This is a genomic window from Andreprevotia lacus DSM 23236 (assembly GCF_900176275.1).
GTDB lineage: Bacteria > Pseudomonadota > Gammaproteobacteria > Burkholderiales > Chitinibacteraceae > Andreprevotia > Andreprevotia lacus.
The window spans coordinates 1-22,595 of the sequence record NZ_FWXD01000041.1; the positions used below are offsets into that span (position 1 = coordinate 1).

Consider the following 22,595-nt stretch of genomic DNA (forward strand, 5'->3'; position numbering starts at 1 on the left):
CGATTTGCTGTAGTCGGCAAACGGATCGCCACCGTCACCATTGCCCGATTCGGTACGGTACTGGATGTCGCATTCGTAGCCGCCGTTCTTCTGGTAGACGTTACCGAAGGCGTAGTTCAGGAAGGTCATCTTGGCCGCGGAGCCGCTGGTCTGGATGGCCTTTACCTGGTAGTTGCGGCCGTAGATGCCCCACTGAGCGAAGTAGGAACCGACTTCCTTGCCGCCTGCCGACGGAACCGGGGTCGCGGTCGGGGTGCCCGGGACCGGTGTAGCAGTCGGCTTCGGTGTAGCAGTCGGCACATTGGTCGGCGCCGGGGTAGCGGTCGGAGCCGGTGTTGCGGTCGGCTTCGGTGTAGCTGTCGGGGTGCCAGTCGGGGTGGCTGTCGGTGTCGCGGTCGGAACCGGCGTAGCAGTCGGCTTCGGTGTTGCTGTCGGGGTCGAGCCGCCGCAGGCACCCAGATCGGTCCAGGGCAGGCCGTCACCAGTGCTGGACGACGGTACGTTGCCTTGTGTCCACCACTTGGCTTGATAGTTGCGACCGTTGTAGGTCACTTGAGCGCCGCCGTTGTAGGCAGTGCCAGCGTCCCAAGCTGCATAGCAACCGGCGGAAGGCACCGGTGTAGCAGTCGGGGCGGAAGTCGGGGCCGGGGTAGCGGTCGGCTTCGGAGTAGCAGTCGGGGTAGCCGTCGGCGCTGCGGTCGGGACCGGGGTAGCGGTCGGCGCAGCAGTCGGGGCCGGCGTTGCAGTCGGAGTAGTGCCACTGCTCACGCCCAGGTCTTTCCACAGGGTCGGCGTGGAGGACGGAGTCCAGCCTGCGCCGACATATGCAGTGTGGGTGACCAGCGCTTGGTAGTCGTGGCCGTTGTAGCTCACGAAAGTACCAGCAGTGTAGGTATTGCCTTCTTGCCATGCCGGGTAAGCAGCATAAGCCTGTACGGCGATCAGCGCTGCCGGAATGGCTGCGAGAGCAAAACGACTGAAGTGCGACATAAAGCGTTCTCCATCCTTCTTTTGTATTGGCGTTATTCACGCGCATCCACTGGTATTTGCCTGAGAACCACGCCGTCATCTTTGTGAAAGCTTTTGGGCTACTTCAGGCCACCGGGCTATCGCCAGACCGCAATCGGTCCGTGATGGTGTTCATTACTGCTGAGCCGGAAACCAATGTCAAGCGCCTGCCTGGCTACCGTTCGTCGGCCAGCTGACAGGTCATTTGTCGTAATCCGCTGTAACTACAATTTCACCCATTTTCGGTTTGATGCGATACAACATTGGCGCATGAATTCTCCACAAAACCGCGAAAAATATGGCTTTGCACCATGTTGCACAGCAACATTATCTAACGCTGTTGTACGTCTTTATGACAAAATCCCGTAGTTTTTTCACAAAAACTACAGAATTTATTTTGAAAAAACTGATGGATTGCAGCAATTGCAGCGGGGACGAACGTAACGGCAGCCGCACATGTTTTCAAAAAACTTACAAACAAAAAACAATGCGGTAAAAGGACAAGCCGACAGCTTGCTCAAAAAATGCTGGCGGCATTGCGACAAAAGCTGACGATTTTGATTTTCAGGTGGTATCAGCAGAAGTCCGTACACGGCCGCATCGGCCCACGGTGGTCATCACACAGCCAGTATCATCGTGATGCAGTGTCAGTCCGCGACCGTACCGCGGGCGGCACCGGCATCGAACGGGGACATTGGCGCATCGCTCGCCAGGCAAATACCCCGCCCGTCTGCCACACGCCATGGCACAGCTAGGGCCTGTTAACACTTATTTCGCGCTTGCGCTGGGCCGCAAAGAGGTCAGCTACAAGGCACGCAACGCAGGCAATAACTGGTTATTGCCAAGGCGCGTAACGCCGTAGATGGCCTCTTTGCGGCCCAGCCCTGCGGGTTCGGGGTATTTCGGGCGGTTCGCTGCGTTGCAAACCGCTTGCGGTACCCGTACCGCGGCGCGTTCTGCGCCTTGCGCTCCATCCCGAACTACCCCGAACGCAAGCGTGAAATAAGTGTTAACAGGCCCTAGGTCAAGCCACCGGCACGCGAGAGGTGCTGGCACAGGACGAGGAATATGGGGTCACACGGGGAGGCACTACTTCAAGCGCCGGCCACCCGCAAGTCGCGGGGCGACGGGGCGGCGGGCACTCAGGGGCGGTTACCCAGATTCCAGCGTGCGCAGTACCACTTGGTCTGCTCATTGCTCAGCCCCACCAGCACGCTGCCGAACTTGGACAGATAGCGTGGATACGGGCCGGGCAAGGCCACGAAGGCGTAACCCAGTCGCTGTTCGATCTGCTGGCGCACGCCCTCGACCTTGGCGGGGATCAGCGCCCCCACCATCAGCGCCGTGCTGGCATCGTCATTGACGAAGACTTCGGTGGTGGCATTGCCGGCCAGCTCGGCGCCTTGTGCGTCATACCAGTCGGCATTGCCCCAGCGGCGCAGCGGCGCCCCCAGATAAGTACCAAAGTAGCTGTGCCAATAGGCAGGCGACCATTCGGAGCGGCACGACAATGCTGCTTCGAGCTGATCACTGAAGTGCGAAGGGATTTTGGCGGCGTGCGCAGGCGCCAAAACAAACGCCGCCATGACGACGGTGCTGCAAGCAATCCGTTTCATGGCGGCGTTCATGGGTGTGTCTATCCAGTGCTGCGGATAAGCCAGCTTAACCCGAGTTGCGCAGGCCCGCTGCAATACCGTTGATGGTGAGGTGAACGGCGTGCGCCACTTCCTCGCTCTCATCACCGGCACGCATGCGCTTGAGCAGCTCGACCTGCAGATGGTTGAGCGGATCAAGATACGGCAGGCGGTTATCCAGGCTGCGGGCCAATGTCGGGTTGTCACCCAACAGTGCCGCGTGGCCGGTGATCGCCAGCACGGCGTCAACCGCGCGTTGCCATTCGGCCTTGATACGGCCAAAGATGCGCTTGGCCAGATCCTGATCCTGTACCAGCTCGGTATAGCGGGCAGCAATGGCGATGTCCGACTTGGCCAGCACCATTTCCATATTGGAGATGGTGACCTGGAAGAACGGCCAGTTCTTGTACAGCTGGTTCAGCGTCGCCAGACCTTCGTCGCCGGCTTCGGCCAGGTATTCACTGATGGCGGTACCGAAGCCATACCAGCCCGGCAGCATCAGACGGCATTGCGACCACGAGAACACCCACGGAATCGCGCGCAGATCGGCAATGCTGTTGGTCGCCTTGCGTGCCGCCGGGCGCGAACCGATGTTCAGGTTCGGAATTTCGCCGATCGGCGTGGCTTCGCGGAAGTAGGTGACGAAATCCGGTGTGGCGTAGACCAGATCGCGGTAGGACTGGTAAGCACGTACCGACAGGCGCTCCAGCAGCGCATGATGGGCCACGTCATCAATACCCGCAGCAGCGTTACCCGGCAGACTGGCTTCCAGTGTGGCAGCCAGCAGGATTTCCAGGTTGCGGCGACCCACTTCGCGGTCGGCAAACTTGGCAGCGATCACCTCGCCCTGCTCGGTCACGCGGATCTGGCCGTTGACCGAACCGGCCGGCTGCGCCAGCACGGCGTCATAAGCCGGGCCGCCGCCGCGACCAACCGTACCGCCACGGCCGTGGAACAGGCGCATGGTGATGCCGGTTTCATCGAACACCTTCACCAGATCCTGCTCGGCCTTGTACAGCTCCCAGTTGGAGGTGAGATAGCCACCATCCTTGTTGGAGTCCGAGTAGCCCAGCATGACTTCCTGCACATTGGCACGACCGTTGACGATCTGGCGCCACTGCGGAATGGCGAACAGCTCGGACATGATCTTGCTGGCGCCGCGCAGGTCAGGAATGGTTTCGAACAGCGGAATGACGTTGATCTTGGCCACCACCACCGGGGCGAGCTGGATCAGGCCGACTTCGTTCATCAGCACCGCCACCTCGAGGATGTCGGATACCGATTCGCAGTTCGAGATGATGTAGTTCGGCAGCACTGCCTCGCCATAGCGCGATTGCATGGCTTCGGCTGCGCGATAGATGTCGATTTCCTTTTGCGTCAGCTCGGAATACTCGACATACGGACAGATCAGCGGGCGCGGGCTGGCAAGCTCGCGCAGCAGCACGGAGCGGCGGCTGGCTTCGTTCAGCGCCAGATAGTCTTCCAGACCGGCCTTTTCGAACAGCTCGGCAATCACCTTGTCGTGGATGCCCGAGTTCTGGCGCATATCGATCGGCGCCAGATAGAAACCGAACACGCTGACCGCGCGCTGCAGGCGGCGCAGGCGACCGCCGGCCAGCTTGGCTGCGCCGTGCGACTTGAGCGAGTTCGCCACCACGGCCAGATCGGCCGACAGTTCCTGCGCGCTTTGATACGGCTCGGCACGCGCCACGTCATGCAGTGCATGGTGGAAAGTACCGATCTGCGATGCGGTAGCAAAAATGCGCGCACGGATGTGCGATACCGCCATCCGGTACGGCTCTTCGCCCTTCTTGCCACGGCCTTCGGCGCCGGCATCGGCCAGCACTTGCAGCGACTGGTCAACCTGTACGATGCGCGCGGACATCGACAGCTCGTTTTCCAGCTTCTGGCATTGTTGATAGTAATAGTCGAGCGCCACGCCGGACTGGCGCGACACCGCGTAGCGCAGTACGTCGCCGGTCACGAAGGGGTTACCGTCGCGGTCACCGCCGATCCAGCTGCCGACGTGGATGAAATTGTTCAGCTGCACGTCCTGGCCGGCCAGTGCGGCCAGACGGTCTTCCAGGTCCACGTACAGGCGCGGCAGCTCGTGCAGGAAGGTGTTACGGAAATAGGCCGAGCCGTTCTCGATTTCGTCCTGCACCGTCAGCTTGAAGGTGCGGATTTCACGGGTCTGCCACAGGGTCAGCAGCACGCGCTCCAGCGCGGCCTGGTTGGCTTGCTGCTCGTCCGGGGTCATCGGCAGGCGGTCGCGCTCGGTCAAGAGTTCGGCAATCGCACGGTGGCAATCGAGGATGGTCTTGCGCTTCACCTCGGTCGGGTGCGCGGTCAGCACCGGCGCGATCAGGGTCTCGGACAGCAGGCCAAGGATTTCGGACGGTTTGACTTCACGCTCGGTCAGGCGGGCGATCACATCGCCGATGCTGCCGCGCTGCGGGTCGGAACCATTGATCTTGTGGGTGCGACGACGACGGTTGTGGTGCAGGTCTTCGGCAATGTTGGACAGGTGCGAGAAATAGCTGAATGCACGCACCAGCGCCACGGCGCCCGGCAGGTCGAGCGTGGACAGCGACTTGGCCAGCTGCACGCCGGCAGCCGGATCGGTGCCTTCCACATAGCTGATCGCCAGGTCACGAATGGCATTGATCTGGTCGGCCGTGCTGGCGCCGGTCTGTTCGCGAATGGTATCGGCGAGCAAACGTGCAAGGAGGTCGAGATCCCGCGCGAGCGGCAGATCTTTGTCGGCAATCGTTTCAAGTTGAGACATGGCGGCAACTAATCTATGAACGTCAGTAGGCACGTCGCAGTAAATGACCCTGTCGGCAAGACGGGGTTTCCGCGACGCAAATCGGCGCTATTCTAGCAAAGAGTCGTCCCCCTCGGGGCGCTTCCTGACGGGTATTACTGAGGATTCTCCATGGCGCGATACCGGTTTCACCTGATGAACGGCTTTGCCGAGCGCATTCTGGCCGGCGCAGCCATTGCCGTGGTCGAGTGCGAAACGCTGGATGACGATGCCACGCTGCAAGCCGTGGCCTATCAGCTGGGCGCACCGGAAACGGCCTTCGTCGAGCCGACCAGCGGCCGGGCGCGGGTGTATACGCCACAATATGCGCTGCCCTCGTCGCGCCATGCGGCGCTGGCCATTGCCGCCGCGCTGGGCGAGCGGCTGGGCGCGCCGGTCAACTTTGGCGCTGGCCCGATCAAGACCTGGCGCGACGGCACGCTGTGGCATGCACATGCCGATGCCAGCAAGAGCCGCGCGGTCAGCCTGTCGGTTGATGCGCTGACGGGCGCGCTGGGGCTGGATTTTGGCGACCTCACCGGGCAAAACCTGTTTGTCGATACCGGGCAGGAACAACTGGTGGTGCCGGCACGCACGCAGCAAGCGGTGCTGAAAGCGCGCCCCAAGCCCGGGCCGCTGGGCCTGCTGGCACACAATGGCAACCATATCGCGCAGGTGGTGCTGTGGCATCAGGAAGGGGACGTGACCACCTTGCGCAGCTTTGCGTCGGATCAGCTCAATGTATTCGAGGATTTCGGTGCCGGCGATGCCGCCGCCAACGTGGCCGGCTGGAAGCTGGCCACTGGTTCGGCCGCGCCGTTCAGCTTCAAGATCGAGCAGGGCCACACCATACAGCGCGTGGTCAGCCGTTTGTCGGTGCTGTATGTCAGCGCGACAGCCAACCGGCAAATCGCCGTTGGCGGGCGCTTCTGGAAGGTGGGCGAAGGTGAGCTGACGCTATAAGCGCCGTGAACAAAACCCTGCCGGCGGCGTGCAGCTCACTGGCCGCACGCCTTGTACTGCCTGCGTTTCGCGTGCCTTGCCAGCACCGCTACACTGGGCTTTGTCGGCGGCGCCAAGCCCGCCCCCGGCCTGATCTAGCCACCACGGCCACGGGCCACTCGGGCGCTCAAACCCGGCTGTCTACATTCGGTGGCGGCGTTTCAACCGTCCCCAGCGCCACGTCCACACCGTAGCGGCGTTGCGTGCGGCGGAAGGCATCCTGCAGCTGCCGGGCCTTGCCATTGGCCGGGTCGAGCTTGCGGGCGCGCTCCAGATAGCGCTGCGCGGTTTCCATATAGCGCACATCCCAGCCGGCCTTGTTCACGCACACCAGCAGCGCATTGGCCGCATTGAGCAAAACCTGCAGATTGCCCGGCAGGGTTTCCAGCGCGCCGATGAAGCGCTCGGCCGCGCCGACATAATCGCCGGCATTTGCTGCACGCAGCGCGTCGTTGTTCACCTCGACGACATCCTGATTGGCCGCTGCGATCAGCGGCGCCGCCAGCTCGGGCCTGCCGATGTTGTGGTACAGCGCCTCGACCGTACCTGCCAGCTCGCTGTCGTCGGTGCGCACGCGCAGCGCGTGTTTCACATAGCGCTCGCCGGCCTCGGCATCACGGCGCGCATAGCAGCTTTGCGCCAGCTCCAGCAGCACGCCGGCCGGCGGATCGGTCATTGCGTCGAGCCGGTCACGCGCATTGGTCAGCGCACGCTCGGCCTTGTCTTTATCCTTCAATGCGGCAAATGCTTCGCCTTCGATCAGCTCGCACACCACCATCGCCACTTCCTCATGGCGGAAATCGCGTTTGACCTGCGCGGCAGTGCGCTGCGCGCCCAGGACATCGGCATTGGCCAGCTGCGCGCGCGCCAGCTCGGCATACACAGCGGGGTCACGCACGATGGCGGTGCGCGCCAGCTCCACCGCCTGCCCCAGCGCGGCTTCTGCCACCATGGGCTCGCCATTGCGCAGCGCCAGCCGGCCCAGCGCGCGTTGCCGCTGCGCCACCAGCGGCGAGCGCTGCACCGCCTCGGCCAGCGTGGCCTGGGCGCCCTTGGCATCACCTTGCGCCTGCTGGGTGCGCGCCAGTCCGTCATAGGCCTCGATCACCAGTTCGTGCTCGGCCTTGATGCGCGCGTACAGCAAATGGGCTTCGTCGTACTGCTTGAGTGCGAATTGCGAGCGCGCCAGCCCCAGCATGGCCCACGGCGCATCGCGGCCAGCGAGGATTTCGCGATAGAAATCACGCGCCTCGGCGTGCTCGCCCATCAGGGTCAGCAAACGCCCCTTGGCGCGGGCCAGTGCATCCGGCAGCGGGTGCTGGGTGTTGCAGGCGGTAATGGCAGATTGATAGTCGCCGGTGCGTGTGGCCTCGTCGATGGGCCGCAGCTGCGCCTTGCGTGCCAGCGCCAGCGACAGGCGCTGCACGAAATCGGCACTGGAAAACGGCTTGAGCAGATAGCCATCCGGCGCCAGCTCGGCGGCACTCATCACTTGCGACGAACGGCGCTCGCCGGTCACCACCATGAAGACGCACGAGGGCTTGAGCAATTGATGGCGCTGGCAGGCTTCGAACAGGTGCACGCCATCCAGCCCGCCGCCCAGATCGAACTCGGACAGCACGATGTCGTACGGCACCTGGCCCAGCCGCGCCAGTGCATCGGCCAGGCGGCCAACGTAATCGATCTGCGTGACGCCGCAATCGTTCAGCCCGGCCCCGATGGCCTGGCGCATGCCGCTATTGGGGTCAATGACCAGCGCCTGCTGGCCGGTCAGATTGGGGGCACCTGCCGCGATTGCCATGTGCACTCCTCAGCCTGCCACCGGCTCAAGCTTGGCATAGGCCACCGCCAGCCACTTGGGCCCAGCCTCGCGGAAATTGACCTGCACATTGCCGGTAGCGCCGCCCTCGTGATTGATGACCACGCCCACGCCGAATTTGGGGTGCTTCACCGTCATGCCCAGCGCCAGGCCATGATCGGGCGTTTTGGTCTTGGCGGTAGCCGGCGCGGCAAAACTTTGCGGCGCATAACCGCGATTGAGGAAGTGCAGCAGCTCCTGCGGGATTTCCTCAAGAAAACGGCTGGCAATCGAATAGCGCGTCTGCCCATGCAGCATGCGGCTTTGCGCCAGGCTCAGGTAGAGCCGGCGGCGCGCGCGCGTGATCGCCACGTACATCAAGCGGCGTTCTTCCTCCAGCCCGCGCGGGTCGGCGGCGCTGTTTTCGTGCGGGAACAAGCCCTCTTCCACACCAGAGAGGAACACGCTGTGGAACTCCAGCCCCTTGGCGGCGTGGATGGTCATCAGTTGCACCGCATCCTGGCCCACGCCGGCCTCGTGCTCACCGCCCTCAAGACTGGCGTTGGCGAGGAAGGCAATCAGGTCGTTTTCATTCTCGGTCACGAAGCTGGCTGCCGCGTTGACCAGTTCATCCAGGTTGGCAAGGCGCTCTTCGCCTTCCTTGTCGTTGCGGTAGTGCTCGCTCAGGCCGGACATTTCGGCCACCACGCTGACCAGCTCGGGCAGCGGCAGTCCTTCGGTCTGCTGGCGCATGCCATCGACCAGCTGGATGAAGCGCCCCACTGCTGCCGCGCTGCGGCCGGTAGCTGCCGTGCATGCGGCCAGCCACAGGCTGGTGCCGGTCATGCGTGCGGTTTCCTGTATGGTTTCGATGCTGCGATTGCCAATGCCACGCGTGGGGAAGTTGACGATGCGCAGGAAGGCGTTGTCATCATCCGGATTGGCCATCAGGCGCAGATAGGCCAGCGCGTGCTTGATTTCCTGCCGCTCGTAAAAGCGCAGGCCGCCATAGACACGATACGGGATATTGGCCTGCACCAGCGCGTGCTCCAGCACACGTGATTGCGCATTGGAGCGATAGAGGATGGCCATTTCGCCCAATTCCTGCCCGTCACGGCGTAGCTGGCTGATTTCCTCGACGATGAAATCGGCTTCGGCAAAATCGCTCATGCCCTCAAATACGCGGATGGGCTCGCCGGCCGCTTCGGATGTCCACAGTTCTTTGCCCAGGCGCTCGCGGTTATTGGCAATCACGGCATTGGCCGCATCGAGGATGGTGCCGTGCGAGCGGTAATTCTGCTCCAGCTTGATCACGTGCTTGACCGCGAAATCGCGCTGGAAGTCATACATATTGCCGACATTGGCGCCACGGAATGCGTAAATCGACTGGTCATCATCGCCGACCGCGAACATGGCATTGTTCTCGCCCACCAGCAATTTCAGCCAAGCGTATTGCAGGCGGTTGGTGTCCTGGAATTCATCCACCAGCACATGGCGGAAGCGGCTGCGATAGTGCTCGCGCAATGCGGCATTGCGCTCCAGCAGCTCGTAGCAGGCCAGCAGCAATTCAGCGAAGTCCACCACGCCTTCACGGCGGCATTGCGCCTCGTATTCCTGATAGATGCCTGCCAGCGTGCGCGAGTAATCATCCCAGCTTTGCACCGCATTGGCGCGGTGGCCGTTTTCTTTCTGGCCATTGATGAAATGCTGGGTAGGCTTGGGCGGAAAGCGCTCGTCGTCGATATTGAGCGTTTTCATGGCACGCTTGATCGCCGCCAGCTGGTCGGCCGAATCAAGAATGGCAAAGGTGGCCGGCAAGCCGGCGTCACGGTGGTGCAGGCGCAACATGCGGTTGCACAGGCCGTGGAAGGTACCCATCCACAGCCCGCGCGGGTTGAGCGGCAGCATGGCGGTCAGCCGCGCCAGCATTTCCTTGGCCGCCTTGTTGGTGAATGTCACCGCCAGTATGCCGGCCGGGCTGACCTGCCCGGTGGTCAGCAACCAGGCAATGCGCGTGGTCAGCACCCGCGTCTTGCCGCTGCCCGCCCCCGCCAGGATAAGCGCATGCTCGGCCGGCAGCTCGACGGCGGCGGCCTGTTGCGGGTTGAGGAATTCGGTCAGCGGATGTGGCATATGGGCAGGCAGGTACTCAGTGTTGCAATCTGGCAGCACGCCCAAGCGTGCCACCCCAACCCCGATTGTACTCAATCAGCGGCGCCAGCAAGCAAAAGGGCAGCCTGGGCTGCCCTTTTGCGGTACGACCGGTGTGCGGATCGATCAACGATGCAGCACCAACGGCAATCAGATGCGCAGATCGTCGATAGATTTGCCGGCATTGATCCAGTCCAGCGCCCATTGCGGCTTGCGGCCACGACCGGACCAGGTCTGGTTTGCATCGGCCGGATTGCGGAACTGTGCCTTGCCGGCCACAGCCGCTTTCTTGCCGCCGAGTTTCTTGCCGGACTCGATGCCCAGCACCTCATTCAGCGAAAACCCCTTGGCTGCCGCAAGATTCTGCAACTCGACCAGCAGATTGTGCTTGTCGGTCACCTTGCGGTTGGCAATTTCACGATCAATGTCTTTTTGCAGCTGGAACAGCTCGGGCAACGTGTAACCGGACAAATCCATTCTCAAATCTCCTGATCTGGGCAAGCGCGCTTTATTTCATGCATCTGATTATGCAGTCCACTTATTCGCATTTCAAGCCCGACCAGGTAATTTCATTTATTCGCAGAACCTGATTTAAGCCAGCCGTTGATTTGCGCCAAATCGTTCTCGCCCAAAGTCCCCACTGCGGCAGCCAATTGCAGGCGGCTATACAGGTACTCATATCGGGCGGATATCAGGTTGTAGCGGGTGAGAAAATAGCTTTGCTGCGCATTCAATACATCCACCGTGGTACGCACCCCCACTTCGCGCCCGAGCTTGGTCGATTCCAGCGTGGACTGGCTCGATTTGAGCGATTGGCGCAAGGCATTGACCTGCGCGGCACCGCTTTGCACGCCAAGGAAGGCCTGGCGGGTCTGCTGCACTACGCCGCGGCGGGTGGCCTCGACGGTATCGCGTTGCGCATCGTCCTTGGCCACGGCCTCGCGCAACTGCGAGCTGCGCGCGCCGCCGGTAAATAGCGGAATCGACAGTTGCAGGCCGATTGAGCCGCTATTGGTACGGTCATTGCCGCCCGATGACGAAATACCGCTATTGCGCCACTGCGCGCCATAACTGGCCACCAGATCCAGCGTGGGCGAGCTGGCCAGCCGGTATTTGTCGATCTCGCGCTTGGCAATATCCAGATTGAGCTTTTGCGCCAGCAGGCTGGTATTGCGCTCTTGCGCAGTCTGCAGCCACTCATCCAGCACATTGGGTTGCGGCGGCTGTGTGGGCAGGTCCGGATTGGCCGGCAGCAAGCCTTGCGCATCCAGCGAGGTCAACTCGGTATAGGCGGCACGGCGCACCGCCAGATCGTTGTTGTACTGGATTTCGTTGGCGACGATGGCGTCGTATTGCGCCTGTGCTTCATTGGTGTCGGTAATGGTGGCGGTGCCGACCTCGAACATTTTCCTGGCCTGTTCCAGCTGCAAGGCCACTGCCTGCTTTTGCGCCACGGCCAGCTCGACCTTGGCCTCGGCCTCCAGCACATCGAAATAGGCACGTGCCACGCGCAGGATCAGATCCTGCTCGGCGGCGCTGTATTGCAGCTCGGCCAGATCGCTTTGCTTGAGCAACTGATCCTTGCTGGCGCTCAGATCGGCACGGTACAGCGGCTGCGTGGCATTGAGCGTGGCGCCGTATTGCGCACCGTTCTTGTCATAGGCCGGCGACGACGGCGATTCGTTGCCGGGATGGTAGTCGGTGCCGACGCCAGCGTAGCTGCCGTCGACAGACAGCTTGGGCAGCAGCAAGGCGCGACCCTGCTCGGCCTTTTCGCGCCCGGCCAGCAGCGTGTTGCGCGCCGCCGCAATGGTGGCGTCGTACTTTTGCGCAGCCTGCAGCGACTGGGCCAGATCAGCAGCCCAGACGGCCGGCGCGCACAGCGCCAGCCCGAGGGCCAGAGTGGTTTTCTTCATGTCGTTTCTTTCCCGATGCGATTCAATTCTTAAGCAGCGCGGCGTCTGGCCGGGCCACGCGGAACCAGGCTGCATACAGCGCCGGCAGGAATAACAGGGTCAGCACGGTAGCCACCAGCAGGCCACCCATGATGGCAATGGCCATCGGCCCCCACAGCGTATCCTGCGTGAGCGGAATCATCGCCAGTACGGCAGCGACGGCGGTCAGCATGATGGGGCGGAAGCGGCGCACGGCCGATTCGATGATCGAGTCCCACGCGCTCATGCCCTCGCGCACATGCTGCTCGATCTGGTCCATCAGGATGACCGAATTGCGCATGATCATACCCGATAGCGCGATCACCCCCAGCGTGGCCACAAAGCCGAACGGTGCACGGAACAGCAGCAAGGCAATGGTCACGCCGATCATGCCCAGCGGCGCGGTCAGCAGCACCATCAGCATGCGCTGGATACTTTGCAACTGCAGCATCAGCAGGGTCATTACCACCACCAGCATCAGCGGCATGACAGCGCCGATCGAGTCCTCACTCTTTTTCGAGGCTTCCAGCGTGCCGCCGATTTCGATGTGATAGCCAGCCGGCAACTTTGCCTCCACTTCCTTCACCTTGGGCCACAATGCCATGGCAACGTCAGGCGGCTGCGCGTCGTTGACATCCGCCCGCACCGACAGCGTCGGCACGCGGTTGTGACGCCAGATCAGGCTCTCTTCGGTATCCAGTTCGACCTTGGCCAACTGGCTCAGCGCTACGGTACGGCCATTGCCCAACTGCACTGGCAGGCTTTCCACGTTGGCGAGCGATTTGCGCTCGCTCGGTTGCAACCGCGCCACCACGTCGATCAGCTCGTTGCCCTCGCGATATTGCGTTGCCGTCACGCCGGACACTGCCAGTTGCAGCGTTTGTGCCAGCTGCTGCGAAGTCAGCCCCGCCTGGCGCAGGCGGTCCTGATCCACCTTGAGCCTCAAGACCTTGACCTTCTCGCCCCAGTCAAAGTTCACCGTACGGGCATGCGGATTGGCGCGCATGATGGCCGCCACCTGCTCGCCCGCGCTGCGCAGCACGGCAGGATCATCGCCGGAGATGCGGAATTGCAGCGGGTAGCCCACTGGCGGGCCGTTCTCCAGCCGGGTCACACGGCCGCGCACTTGCGGGAAGTCGCTCTCGAACAGCTGCTGCAGATGGCGGGCCACGTTCTCGCGCACATGCTCGTTGCGCGTCATCACGGTGAGCTGGGCGTAGTTGAGGTTGGGCATCTGCTCGTCCAGCGGCAGGTAGTAACGCGGCGAGCCCTGGCCAACGTAGCTGGTGACGCTGACGATGTCCTTGTCATCCTTCAGCGCAGCCTCCAGCTTCTTGACCTCGCGCTCGGTCGCTTCAAACGAGGCGGTGTACGGCAGCCACATGTCCACCATCAGCTCCGGTCGGCTCGACGACGGGAAGAACTGCTTGGGCACGAACAGGCCAAACAGCACCAGCGACAGCACGAAGGCGCCGGCCGTGATGGCAATGGTGGTCTTGCGCATGGTGATGCACCAGGTCACCAGCTTGCGGAACATGCGGTAGAAACGCCCGTTATGCACTTCGTGATGCTCGCCCGCCTTGCGCTCCGGCAGCAGCTGGTAACCCAGATACGGCGTGAACACGACGGCGACGATCCACGACAGCACCAGCGCGATGGCCACCACGGCAAAGATCGAGAAGGTGTATTCACCCGCGTCCGACTTGGCCAGCCCCACCGGCAAGAAACCCGCCACGGTGATCAGCGTGCCAGTCAACATCGGAAATGCCGTCGATGAATAGGCAAAGGTGGCGGCGCGAAAGCGATCCCAGCCCTCTTCGAGCTTGAGCGCCATCATTTCAACGGCAATGATCGCGTCGTCCACCAGCAGGCCAAGTGCAATCACCAGCGCGCCAAACGAGATGCGCTGCAGTTCGATATTGAAATACCACATGCCAAGGAAGGTCAGCGCCAGCACCAGCGGTATGGACAGCGCCACCACGATGCCGGTGCGCCAGCCCAGGCTGAGGAAGCTGACCGCCAGCACGATGGCCACGGCCTCCAGCAGCGACTCCATGAAAATCTTCACTGCCTCGTGCACCACCGCAGGCTGGTCGGAGATCGCATGCACTTCAATGCCCACCGGCAGATTGGCCTTGACCGCTTTCATGGTCGCGTCGATCTGCTCGCCCATGCGCAGTACGTCGCCGCCCTTGCGCATCGAGATGCCCAGCGCGATCGCCTCCTTGCCCTGGAAGCGCACCTTGGCCTCGGGCGGGTCCAGCGTGGCGCGATACACCTTGGCCACGTCGGACAGGCGAAAGGTCTTGCCGGCGACGGTAATCGGCGTGTCCTTGAGCACCTGCACCGCGTCATAGCCGCCGGTCACGCGCAGGAACACGCGCTCGTCCGGCCCGTTGACCGCACCAGCCGGTGTCACCGTATTGGTGGCGGCCAGAATCTGGTTGATCTGGAACGGGCTGATCGCCAAGCTGGCCAGCTTGGCCGAGGCGTATTCGACATAGATCTTCTGATCCTGCGCACCGATCAGCTTGACCTTGTTCACATCGGAATTGCGCAGCAGCTCGGTCTTGGCATGCTCGACGTAATCCTTCAGTTCGGGGTAGCTAAAACCATCTGCTGTGAATGCATACAGATTGCCGAAGGTATCGCCGAACTCGTCGTTGAAGAACGGCCCGACCGTGCCCTGCGGCAAGGTGCCGGCAATATCGCCGATACGCTTGCGGATCTGGTACCAGTTGTTCTCGACATTCTTGCCCGGCACCGATTCGCGCAGCTGCACAAGGATCAGCGTTTCGCCGGCACGCGAGTAACTCTTCATCGTGTCGACGTCGGCCAGGCCCTGCATGGCTTCTTCCAGCCGGTCGGTGAGCTGCTTCTCCACCTCGCCGGACGAGGCGCCCGGCCAGAACGCGCGCACCACCATGGCCTTGAAAGTGAACTCGGGGTCTTCCTTCTGGCCCAGCTTGCTGTACGACAGAATGCCGGCCAGCGACAGCACGATGATCAGATACAACACCAGCGAACGGTGCGTCAGCGCCCATGCCGACAGGTTGAAGCGACTGACGTGCGCTTCGACGTGGGTATCCTGGTTCTCCGGGTGCATGTCACACCCCCGGCTTGGCGGCAGCCACGCCGCTGGCGATCAACCGCACGGTCTGGCCTTCGCGCAGCAGATGCACGCCGGCCGTCACCACGACCGTGCCCGGTGCCACGCCATCGGCCAGGAAGCCGTCGTCGGTCACGCTGACCACCTTGACCGGAATGCTGCCCACCTTGTGGCTGGCCGGGTCATAGCGCCACAGTTTCTTCTGCCCGTTCTGGTCCAGCAGCGCGGTCAGCGGTAAATGCGCCGCCTCGCTCTTGCCTGCCGTCGGCAGCAGCACGCTGGCCGACATGCCCAGTTGCACCGCGCCATCGGCGTCGGCCAGGGTCACGCGGGCGGGGAAGGTGCGGCTGGACGCATCCGCCGCCGGCGCCAGCTCGCGCACCGTACCGCTGAACGTCTTGCCGTTCACCGCCCACAGTTTGACCTGCAGCGCCTGGCCCACCTTGAGCGTGCCGCGCAGGTTTTCGGGCACGGCCACTTCGACCTCACGCGCGCCGTCGCGCGCCAGCACCAGCACCGGCTGGCCGGCCGCCAGCACCTGGCCCGGCTCGGCACTGACCTGGGTCACCACCCCGGCGGCATCACTATGCAGCACCGAATACGCGGCCTGGTTACCGGCCAGCTTCGCCTGTGCCTCGGCCTGGCGCAGCATGTCCTGCGCGGCGTTGAGCGCGGTCTGGCTGCGGTCGACCTCGGCCTTGCTGACGAAATTCTTTGCCAGCAGGTCGGTAGCGCGCTGGTGATCGAGTTTGGCTTGCGCCAGTTGCGTGCGCGCTGCCGACAAGGCCGCAGCCGCCGCCGTGGCCGACAGGCTGGCATCGGCCGGGTCCAGTCGTGCCAGCGCCTGGCCGGCAGCAACGCGGCTGCCGGCATCCACACTGCGCTCGACCAGCTTGCCCGCAATGCGGAACGATAGTGGCGATTCGATGCGCGCGCGCACCACGCCGGTCAGCTCGGCCTGGCCGGATACCACCTGTGGTGCAATAACCTGCGTGCGCACCGGGCGCACCTCATCGACTGGCTCGACCGGCTTCTGGCAGGCAGACAATGTGCCGATCAACCCCAGCACACCCAGCGCGGCCCACGGCCGCATACGACGACTTTCCATGATGTTTTCCCTGCAAAGATAAAACGAAACCGGAAATGCCGACGCTGCGACGCCGGCGGCGCGAAGCGCAAAGGATCAGCTGCTGCCCGGGGGCTGCGGCCTGACCAGCAGGCCGCCCAGGGCGACCTCGATGAAGGAGTTCAGATAGGCCTCGGGATCGGCCGCCATGTCGCCGCAGGGCACGTTGCCGCTGCGCGAAAGCATGGCCATGATGATGGGCGCGACCAGCACATTGATGGTCTGGTCGATATTGACCGCGCGGAACTCGCCGCTGGCGATGCCCATTTCGAGCACGCGGCGGAAAATGGCCTGACCAGGCTCGACGAACTCGCGCTGGTAAACGTCGATCACGTCGGGGAAATTGCCGCCTTCGGCAATCATCAGCTTGGGCAAGGCAGAGAGCGAGGTCTCGCCCATGGTGCGCCACCACAGCCAGACCAGCTCGCGCAAGAGATCGGCCGCGCTGCCCTTGAATTCGGCCAGCTGCGCGCTGGCCTGGTTGATTTCGGGCAACAGCAGCTCGCGGATCACCGCCTTGAAGATCTCTTCCTTGTTGGCAAAGTAGAGATACGGCGTGCCGCGCGTGACGCCGGCCTCGCGCGCGATGTCCTCGATGCGCGTGGCACTGAAACCCTTCTGCACGAACAGATTGAGCGCCGCTTCAAGAATCTCTTGCGGGCGGGCTTCCTTGCGTCGTGACCAGCGTTTGCACAGCATGATTGGCTCTGCCCGTTGCCGCCACCTCTTGCCCCTGTTTTGGGCACGGCAGCAACAACTAATAAATGAATGTTCATTTATTATTGAGCACAACACAGCGCACTGTCAACAAGCTTGCACGGTTTGTTTATCGAATGCAAAGGGGCACAAATTCACGTTACAAATTGCAAAGCCGGATATCCCGGCAAGCCGCAACAGGTCTACAATTCGCGCCAAATCCCCCTGCCGTGCCGGAGCCTTGCCATGACCCAGATCACCGCCCTCGACAAAGCCAACATCCTCTCCGAAGCGCTGCCTTATATTCAGCGCTTCTTCGACAAGACCATCGTGATCAAGTACGGCGGTAATGCCATGATCGACGAGGAGCTGAAGGACGGCTTCGCGCAGGACGTGGTGCTGCTCAAGCTGGTGGGCATGAACCCGGTGGTGGTGCACGGTGGCGGCCCGCAGATCAATGATCTGCTCGACCGCATCGGCAAGAAGGGCGAGTTCATCCAGGGCATGCGCGTGACCGACGCCGAAACCATGGACGTGGTGGAAATGGTGCTGGGCGGCCACGTGAACAAGGAAATCGTGTCGCTGATCAACAAGCACGGCGGCAAGGCCGTGGGCCTGACCGGCCAGGACGGCCACTTCATCCGCGCGCACAAGCTGCTGCTGAAGAACGAAGCCGGCGAAGAGACCGTCGATATCGGCCAGGTCGGCGAGATCGACAAGATCGACCCGTCCATCGTCACCCACCTCGACGCGGCCGACTTCATCCCGGTGATCGCACCGATCGGTGTCGATAGCGAAGGTGAAAGCCTCAACATCAACGCCGACCTGGTGGCCGGCAAGCTGGCCGAAGTGCTGCACGCCGAAAAACTGATCCTGATGACCAACACGCCCGGCGTGCTGGACAAGGACGGCAACCTGCTGACCAAGCTGACCGCACGCCGCATTGACGAGCTGTTTGCGGATGGCACCATCTCCGGCGGCATGATGCCCAAGATCGCCTCGGCACTGGATGCTGCCAAGAGCGGCGTCAACTCGGTGCACATCATTGATGGCCGTGTGAAGCACGCGCTGCTGCTGGAAGTGCTGACCGAGCAGGGCGTGGGCACGATGATCCGCGCGAAGTAATCAGCAACGCAGCTGTGCAAAAGCCGCCCCGACGGGCGGCTTTTTAACGTCCTGCCGCACCGGGCATCGCAGCTGGCCCGTAAGCTGACTTGACAAGCTGACAGCTTGAGCCAAAGTTCAAGCATATACGGTGAGCGGGCGAACCATGATAGAACTGAAATACCTGAACGTATGCCTGGTCGAGCCCTCGATAGTGCAAGCGCAATTCATCAAGCAGGAACTGACCCAGCTGGGCGTAACGCGCATTGAGGTCGTCGGCAGTGGCGCCGATGCGCTGGCCCGTATCGCGGCCGGCCCGCAGCTGGATGTGCTGCTGTCTGCACTCTATCTGCCGGACATGACCGGCACCGAGCTGGTCTACCAGTTGCGCACCGGCGAGGTTCAGAACGACCTCGGCTTCATCCTGATCTCGTCCGAGACCAAGCCGCACGTGCTCGACCCGGTACGCCAGGCCGGCTCGCTGGCCATCCTGCCCAAGCCGTTCACGCGTAACCAGCTGCAGGTGGCGCTCAACAACGCACTGTCCTACCTCAACGCCGACGTAGAGCGCGATGATTTCGACGCACTGCACGTGGAAGACCTCAAGGTGCTGCTGGTGGACGACAGCGGCACCGCGCGGCGCCATGTGCGCAGCATTCTGGAAAAGCTCGGCTTCGAGCACTTCACCGAGGCCGTCAACGGCCGCGAGGCCATTGCCCTGCTGGGCGAAAGCCTGTTCGACCTGGTGGTGACCGACTACAACATGCCGGATGTGGACGGCCGCGAACTCACCAGCTATATCCGCCAGCACAGTGCGCAAAGCATGGTGCCGGTGCTGATGGTGTCATCGGAAAAAAACGAGGAGCGACTGGCCGCAGTCCACGAAGCAGGCGTATCTGCCATTTGCGACAAACCTTTCGATACCACCAGCGTCAAACAGATGCTGGCGCAGATGCTGTCCAATTGAACGTGCAAACCGGCGTCGCGGCCATGGCGGGATGGCATGACTTGCAACACGACGAACGGCAGCTAAAGTGGTAATACACCCGCCCCTGATGATCCGGAGATGATCATGAAAAACGCACGTCAACTCCTTGCCGGCAAGGAGATTCACGCCATTTTGTCGGTAACGCCGCAATCCACCGTATATCAGGCCCTGCAGGTTCTGGCCGAAAAGAACATCGGCGCACTACTGGTGATGGAAGGTGATCAACTGGTCGGCATCTTTTCCGAACGCGACTATGCGCGCAAGGTGGTGCTGATGGGCAAGACCTCGGCCGGCACGCCGGTCTCCGAGATCATGACCCGCAAGCTGATCTGCGTCCCGCCGTCCGCCACCGTCGACGAATGCCTGGGCCTGATGACCGAAAAACGCATCCGCCACTTGCCGGTGCTGGATGGCGAAAAGGTGATCGGCATCCTGTCCATCGGCGATCTGGTACGCGAGAAGATTGCCGATCAGCAATTCACCATCGACCAGCTTGAGCATTACATTCACCAGACACCCGCTGTACAAAAAGTCGGGTGATGGCCCGCAGGGCGATTCGGTTAGAATCAGCCTAGGCCCACACCCAGCCGGCCCAGCGCCGGCTTTTTCATGCCCCGCCCTGCTTCCCGTCACCATCCGGTCTGGCTGTTCGACCTCGACAACACGCTGCACGACGCCAGCCGCCACGCCTTTCCGACCATAGACAGCCGCATGACGCACTTCATGGCCGAGCTGCTGCAACTGGATGCGGCCGCCGCCTCGCATCTGCGCGTGCATTACTGGCGCCGCTATGGCGCGACCATACTCGGGCTGATGCGCAATCATCCGCATGTCGATCCGCAGCACTTTCTGCATTACTGCCACCCGCTGGCCGAGCTGCTGCGCGAAATCCACCCCATGCCGGGCCTCAAACGCACCTTGCACCAGCTGCGCGGGCGCAAGATCCTGTTCACCAACGGACCGCTGCACTACGCCAGCGCCATGCTCGACGCACTGGGCATTGCGGATCAATTCGATGGCATTTTCGCCGTGGAAAGCAGCCGCTACTGCCCCAAGCCACAAACCCACGGTTATCGCCGGCTATTGAACCGCTTCCGGCTGCAAGCACACCGCTGCGTCTTGGTCGAGGACACGCTGGCCAACCTCAAGCCGGCCAAACGACTGGGCATGCGCACCATCTGGTTACGCCGGGGCAATCGCGGCAGCAGCTGGGCCGACCGCACGGTACGGCGGCTGGACGCGCTGCCGCGCGGTTGAAGCGCCCCTTCGTGCTCTTCGGGCGATAAAAAAAGCGCGGCATGGCCGCGCTTTTCTCATTCCAGGCAGAACTCAAAGCTCGACCTGCGTCCCCATTTCCACCACGCGATTGGGCGGAATCTTGAAGTACTGCGTTGCCCGCACCGAGTTGCGCGCCATGATGCTGAACAGCCAGCCGCGCCAGCGGCTGATGGCCGGGTGCTTCCCCTGCACGATGGTCTCGCGCGACAGGAAGTAGGATGTTTCCATCGGGTCGAAGCGCAAATCGGGCTGCAGCTCCTCCACCTGAGCAAGAATCTCCGGCACCTGCGGCTCTTCCTTGAAGCCATAAGTGGCAATGATCTGGTGGAAGGTCTTGCCCAGCTTGCGGATCACCACGCGCTCCTTGCGCGGCACAAACGGGATATCGGCAGTCGACACGGTGAGGAACACCACCTGCTCGTGCAGTACCTTGTTGTGCTTGAGGTTGTGCAGCAGCGCATGCGGCACCGAATCGGTACTGCCGGTCATGAACACCGCCACGCCTTCCACCCGCTGCGGCGGGCCGGATTCCAGGCTTTCGACAAAGCCGGACAGCGGCAACTCGCCCTCGTGCAGCTTGTCGCCCAGCAGCGCGCGGCCACGGTGCCAGGTCATCATCACGGTGAACGCGATCATGCCGATCACCAGCGGGAACCAGCCACCGTCCGGAATCTTCAGCACGTTGGCCGAGAACAGCAGCAAGTCGATCATGAACAGGAAGGACAGCACGATCCACAGCACCACACGCTTGGCGCGGGTCAACGTACGACCCAGCACCATGAAGGCCAGCAAGGTGGTCACCACCATGGTGCAGGTCACGGCAAAGCCATAGGCCGATGCGAGGTTGGCCGAGGACCGGAAGGCCAGCACCAGCAGGATCACCGAAATCAGCAGCATCCAGTTGACCTGCGGCAGATAGATCTGGCCGATTTCGGTCTCGGAGGTGTGTTCGATATTCATGCGCGGACAGAAGCCCAGCTGCACCGCCTGCTTGGTCATCGAGAACGCCCCCGAAATCACCGCTTGCGAGGCAATCACCGTGGCCAGCGTGGCCAGCACTACCAGCGGCACCAGCGCCCAGTCCGGCGCCAGCAGGAAGAACGGGTTCTTGATCGTTTTAGGATCGGCCAGCAGCAAGGCGCCCTGGCCGAAGTAATTGAGCACCAGCGAGGGCAGCACGAAGCCGAACCACGCACGGCGGATGGCCGGGCGTCCAAAGTGGCCCATGTCGGCATACAGTGCCTCGGCCCCGGTCAGCGCCAGCACCACGGCGCCCAGCAGCACAAAGGCCTGCACCGAGTGATACTCGGCAAAGCGGAAGGCATACACCGGGCTCATCGCCGCCAGCACGGCCGGGTTCTTGATGATCTGCAGCAAGCCCAGCACGCCCAGCACGGCAAACCACAGCATCATCACCGGGCCGAACAGCTTGCCCACAGTGGCGGTGCCGCGTGACTGGATGGCAAACAGCGCAATCAGCACGGCTATGGTCATCGGCACGATATAGGGATCGAGCTTGTGCGATACCACGCCCACGCCTTCCAGCGCGGACAGCACCGAAATGGCCGGCGTGATCATGCTGTCGCCATAGAACAGCGCGGCGCCGAAAATACCCGCCGCAGCGATCACCAGCGCCTTCTTGCTGCCCGGCGTGGCTTTTTGCAGTGCCAGCGCCATCAGCGACAGCACGCCCCCCTCACCCCGGTTGTCGGCGCGCAGGATGATGAACACGTATTTGAGCGAGACGACCAGCATCAGCCCCCAGAAAATCAGCGACAGCATGCCGTAGACATTCTCGGGAATGATTTCCAGCGGTGTATGGCCGTCCAGGCATTCCTTGAGGGTGTACAGCGGGCTGGTACCGATGTCGCCATAGACGACGCCGAGCGCGGCAAGCGACAGGGCTGCCAGGCTGGATTCGCGACCTGCGTTGGGATTGCTCATGGTCTCAGTGTGAGAGT

At 62.5% G+C, this 22,595-nt stretch carries 16 protein-coding genes; 5 read left to right on the top strand and 11 right to left on the bottom strand.

The window, feature by feature from the left end:
• The 3 genes from B9A19_RS20195 to ppc form a co-directional block, all read right to left on the bottom strand.
• Window positions 1-990: carbohydrate-binding protein (locus B9A19_RS20195; protein ID WP_373278038.1), on the bottom strand; the 990-nt coding region annotated here is incomplete at its 3' end.
• Window positions 991-2,150: 1,160 nt separating this feature from the next.
• The gene (locus B9A19_RS20205; protein WP_139799023.1) at window positions 2,151-2,624 is read right to left on the bottom strand and encodes a hypothetical protein; all 474 of its coding nucleotides are present in this window, start codon (window positions 2,622-2,624) and stop codon (window positions 2,151-2,153) included.
• A gap of 46 nt (window positions 2,625-2,670) precedes the next feature.
• Entirely contained in the window at window positions 2,671-5,430 is a 2,760-nt protein-coding gene (ppc, locus tag B9A19_RS20210) for a phosphoenolpyruvate carboxylase (protein ID WP_084092965.1), read from the bottom strand.
• A gap of 150 nt (window positions 5,431-5,580) precedes the next feature.
• Here ppc and B9A19_RS20215 point away from each other — a divergent pair, with 150 nt between their 5' ends.
• Window positions 5,581-6,411 carry a PhzF family phenazine biosynthesis protein gene (locus tag B9A19_RS20215; RefSeq protein WP_084092966.1) on the top strand — a complete coding sequence of 277 codons (831 nt, stop codon included), beginning with the start codon at window positions 5,581-5,583 and terminating at the stop codon, window positions 6,409-6,411.
• 166 nt (window positions 6,412-6,577) lie between these two features.
• Here B9A19_RS20215 and B9A19_RS20220 read toward each other — a convergent pair whose 3' ends face one another.
• The 7 genes from B9A19_RS20220 to B9A19_RS20250 form a co-directional block, all read right to left on the bottom strand.
• On the bottom strand, window positions 6,578-8,251 hold the full coding sequence (locus tag B9A19_RS20220) for a response regulator (protein WP_084092967.1): 1,674 nt from the start codon (window positions 8,249-8,251) through the stop codon (window positions 6,578-6,580).
• Window positions 8,252-8,260: 9 nt separating this feature from the next.
• Window positions 8,261-10,381 (bottom strand): UvrD-helicase domain-containing protein, encoded by a 2,121-nt coding sequence (locus B9A19_RS20225; protein WP_084092968.1) that lies wholly within the window; start codon window positions 10,379-10,381, stop codon window positions 8,261-8,263.
• Between the two features lie 168 nt (window positions 10,382-10,549).
• Window positions 10,550-10,876, bottom strand: a complete 327-nt coding sequence (locus tag B9A19_RS20230; protein ID WP_084092969.1) for an H-NS histone family protein — start codon at window positions 10,874-10,876, stop codon at window positions 10,550-10,552.
• Between the two features lie 92 nt (window positions 10,877-10,968).
• The gene (locus tag B9A19_RS20235; RefSeq protein WP_176217040.1) at window positions 10,969-12,315 is read right to left on the bottom strand and encodes a TolC family outer membrane protein; all 1,347 of its coding nucleotides are present in this window, start codon (window positions 12,313-12,315) and stop codon (window positions 10,969-10,971) included.
• A gap of 22 nt (window positions 12,316-12,337) precedes the next feature.
• Window positions 12,338-15,439 (bottom strand): efflux RND transporter permease subunit, encoded by a 3,102-nt coding sequence (locus B9A19_RS20240; protein ID WP_084092971.1) that lies wholly within the window; start codon window positions 15,437-15,439, stop codon window positions 12,338-12,340.
• A 1-nt stretch (window position 15,440) separates the two neighbouring features.
• Entirely contained in the window at window positions 15,441-16,550 is a 1,110-nt protein-coding gene (locus B9A19_RS20245) for an efflux RND transporter periplasmic adaptor subunit (RefSeq protein WP_084092972.1), read from the bottom strand.
• A gap of 75 nt (window positions 16,551-16,625) precedes the next feature.
• Window positions 16,626-17,267 (bottom strand): TetR/AcrR family transcriptional regulator, encoded by a 642-nt coding sequence (locus B9A19_RS20250; protein ID WP_084092973.1) that lies wholly within the window; start codon window positions 17,265-17,267, stop codon window positions 16,626-16,628.
• 243 nt (window positions 17,268-17,510) lie between these two features.
• On the opposite strand from B9A19_RS20250, the gene argB reads away from it, so the two are divergent.
• The 4 genes from argB to B9A19_RS20270 all read left to right on the top strand — a co-directional run bounded on the left by argB (window position 17,511) and on the right by B9A19_RS20270 (window position 20,613).
• On the top strand, window positions 17,511-18,389 hold the full coding sequence (gene argB / locus B9A19_RS20255; protein WP_084092974.1) for an acetylglutamate kinase: 879 nt from the start codon (window positions 17,511-17,513) through the stop codon (window positions 18,387-18,389).
• Between the two features lie 145 nt (window positions 18,390-18,534).
• A complete protein-coding gene (locus tag B9A19_RS20260) occupies window positions 18,535-19,335 on the top strand; it encodes a response regulator transcription factor (protein ID WP_084092975.1) in 801 nt (266 codons plus the stop codon).
• Between the two features lie 105 nt (window positions 19,336-19,440).
• A complete protein-coding gene (locus B9A19_RS20265) occupies window positions 19,441-19,896 on the top strand; it encodes a CBS domain-containing protein (RefSeq protein ID WP_084092984.1) in 456 nt (151 codons plus the stop codon).
• A gap of 69 nt (window positions 19,897-19,965) precedes the next feature.
• Window positions 19,966-20,613 carry a pyrimidine 5'-nucleotidase gene (locus B9A19_RS20270; RefSeq protein WP_084092976.1) on the top strand — a complete coding sequence of 216 codons (648 nt, stop codon included), beginning with the start codon at window positions 19,966-19,968 and terminating at the stop codon, window positions 20,611-20,613.
• A 72-nt stretch (window positions 20,614-20,685) separates the two neighbouring features.
• On the opposite strand, the gene B9A19_RS20275 is transcribed toward B9A19_RS20270, so the two are convergent.
• The gene (locus B9A19_RS20275; RefSeq protein WP_084092977.1) at window positions 20,686-22,578 is read right to left on the bottom strand and encodes a potassium transporter Kup; all 1,893 of its coding nucleotides are present in this window, start codon (window positions 22,576-22,578) and stop codon (window positions 20,686-20,688) included.
• Window positions 22,579-22,595: the final 17 nt, after the last annotated feature.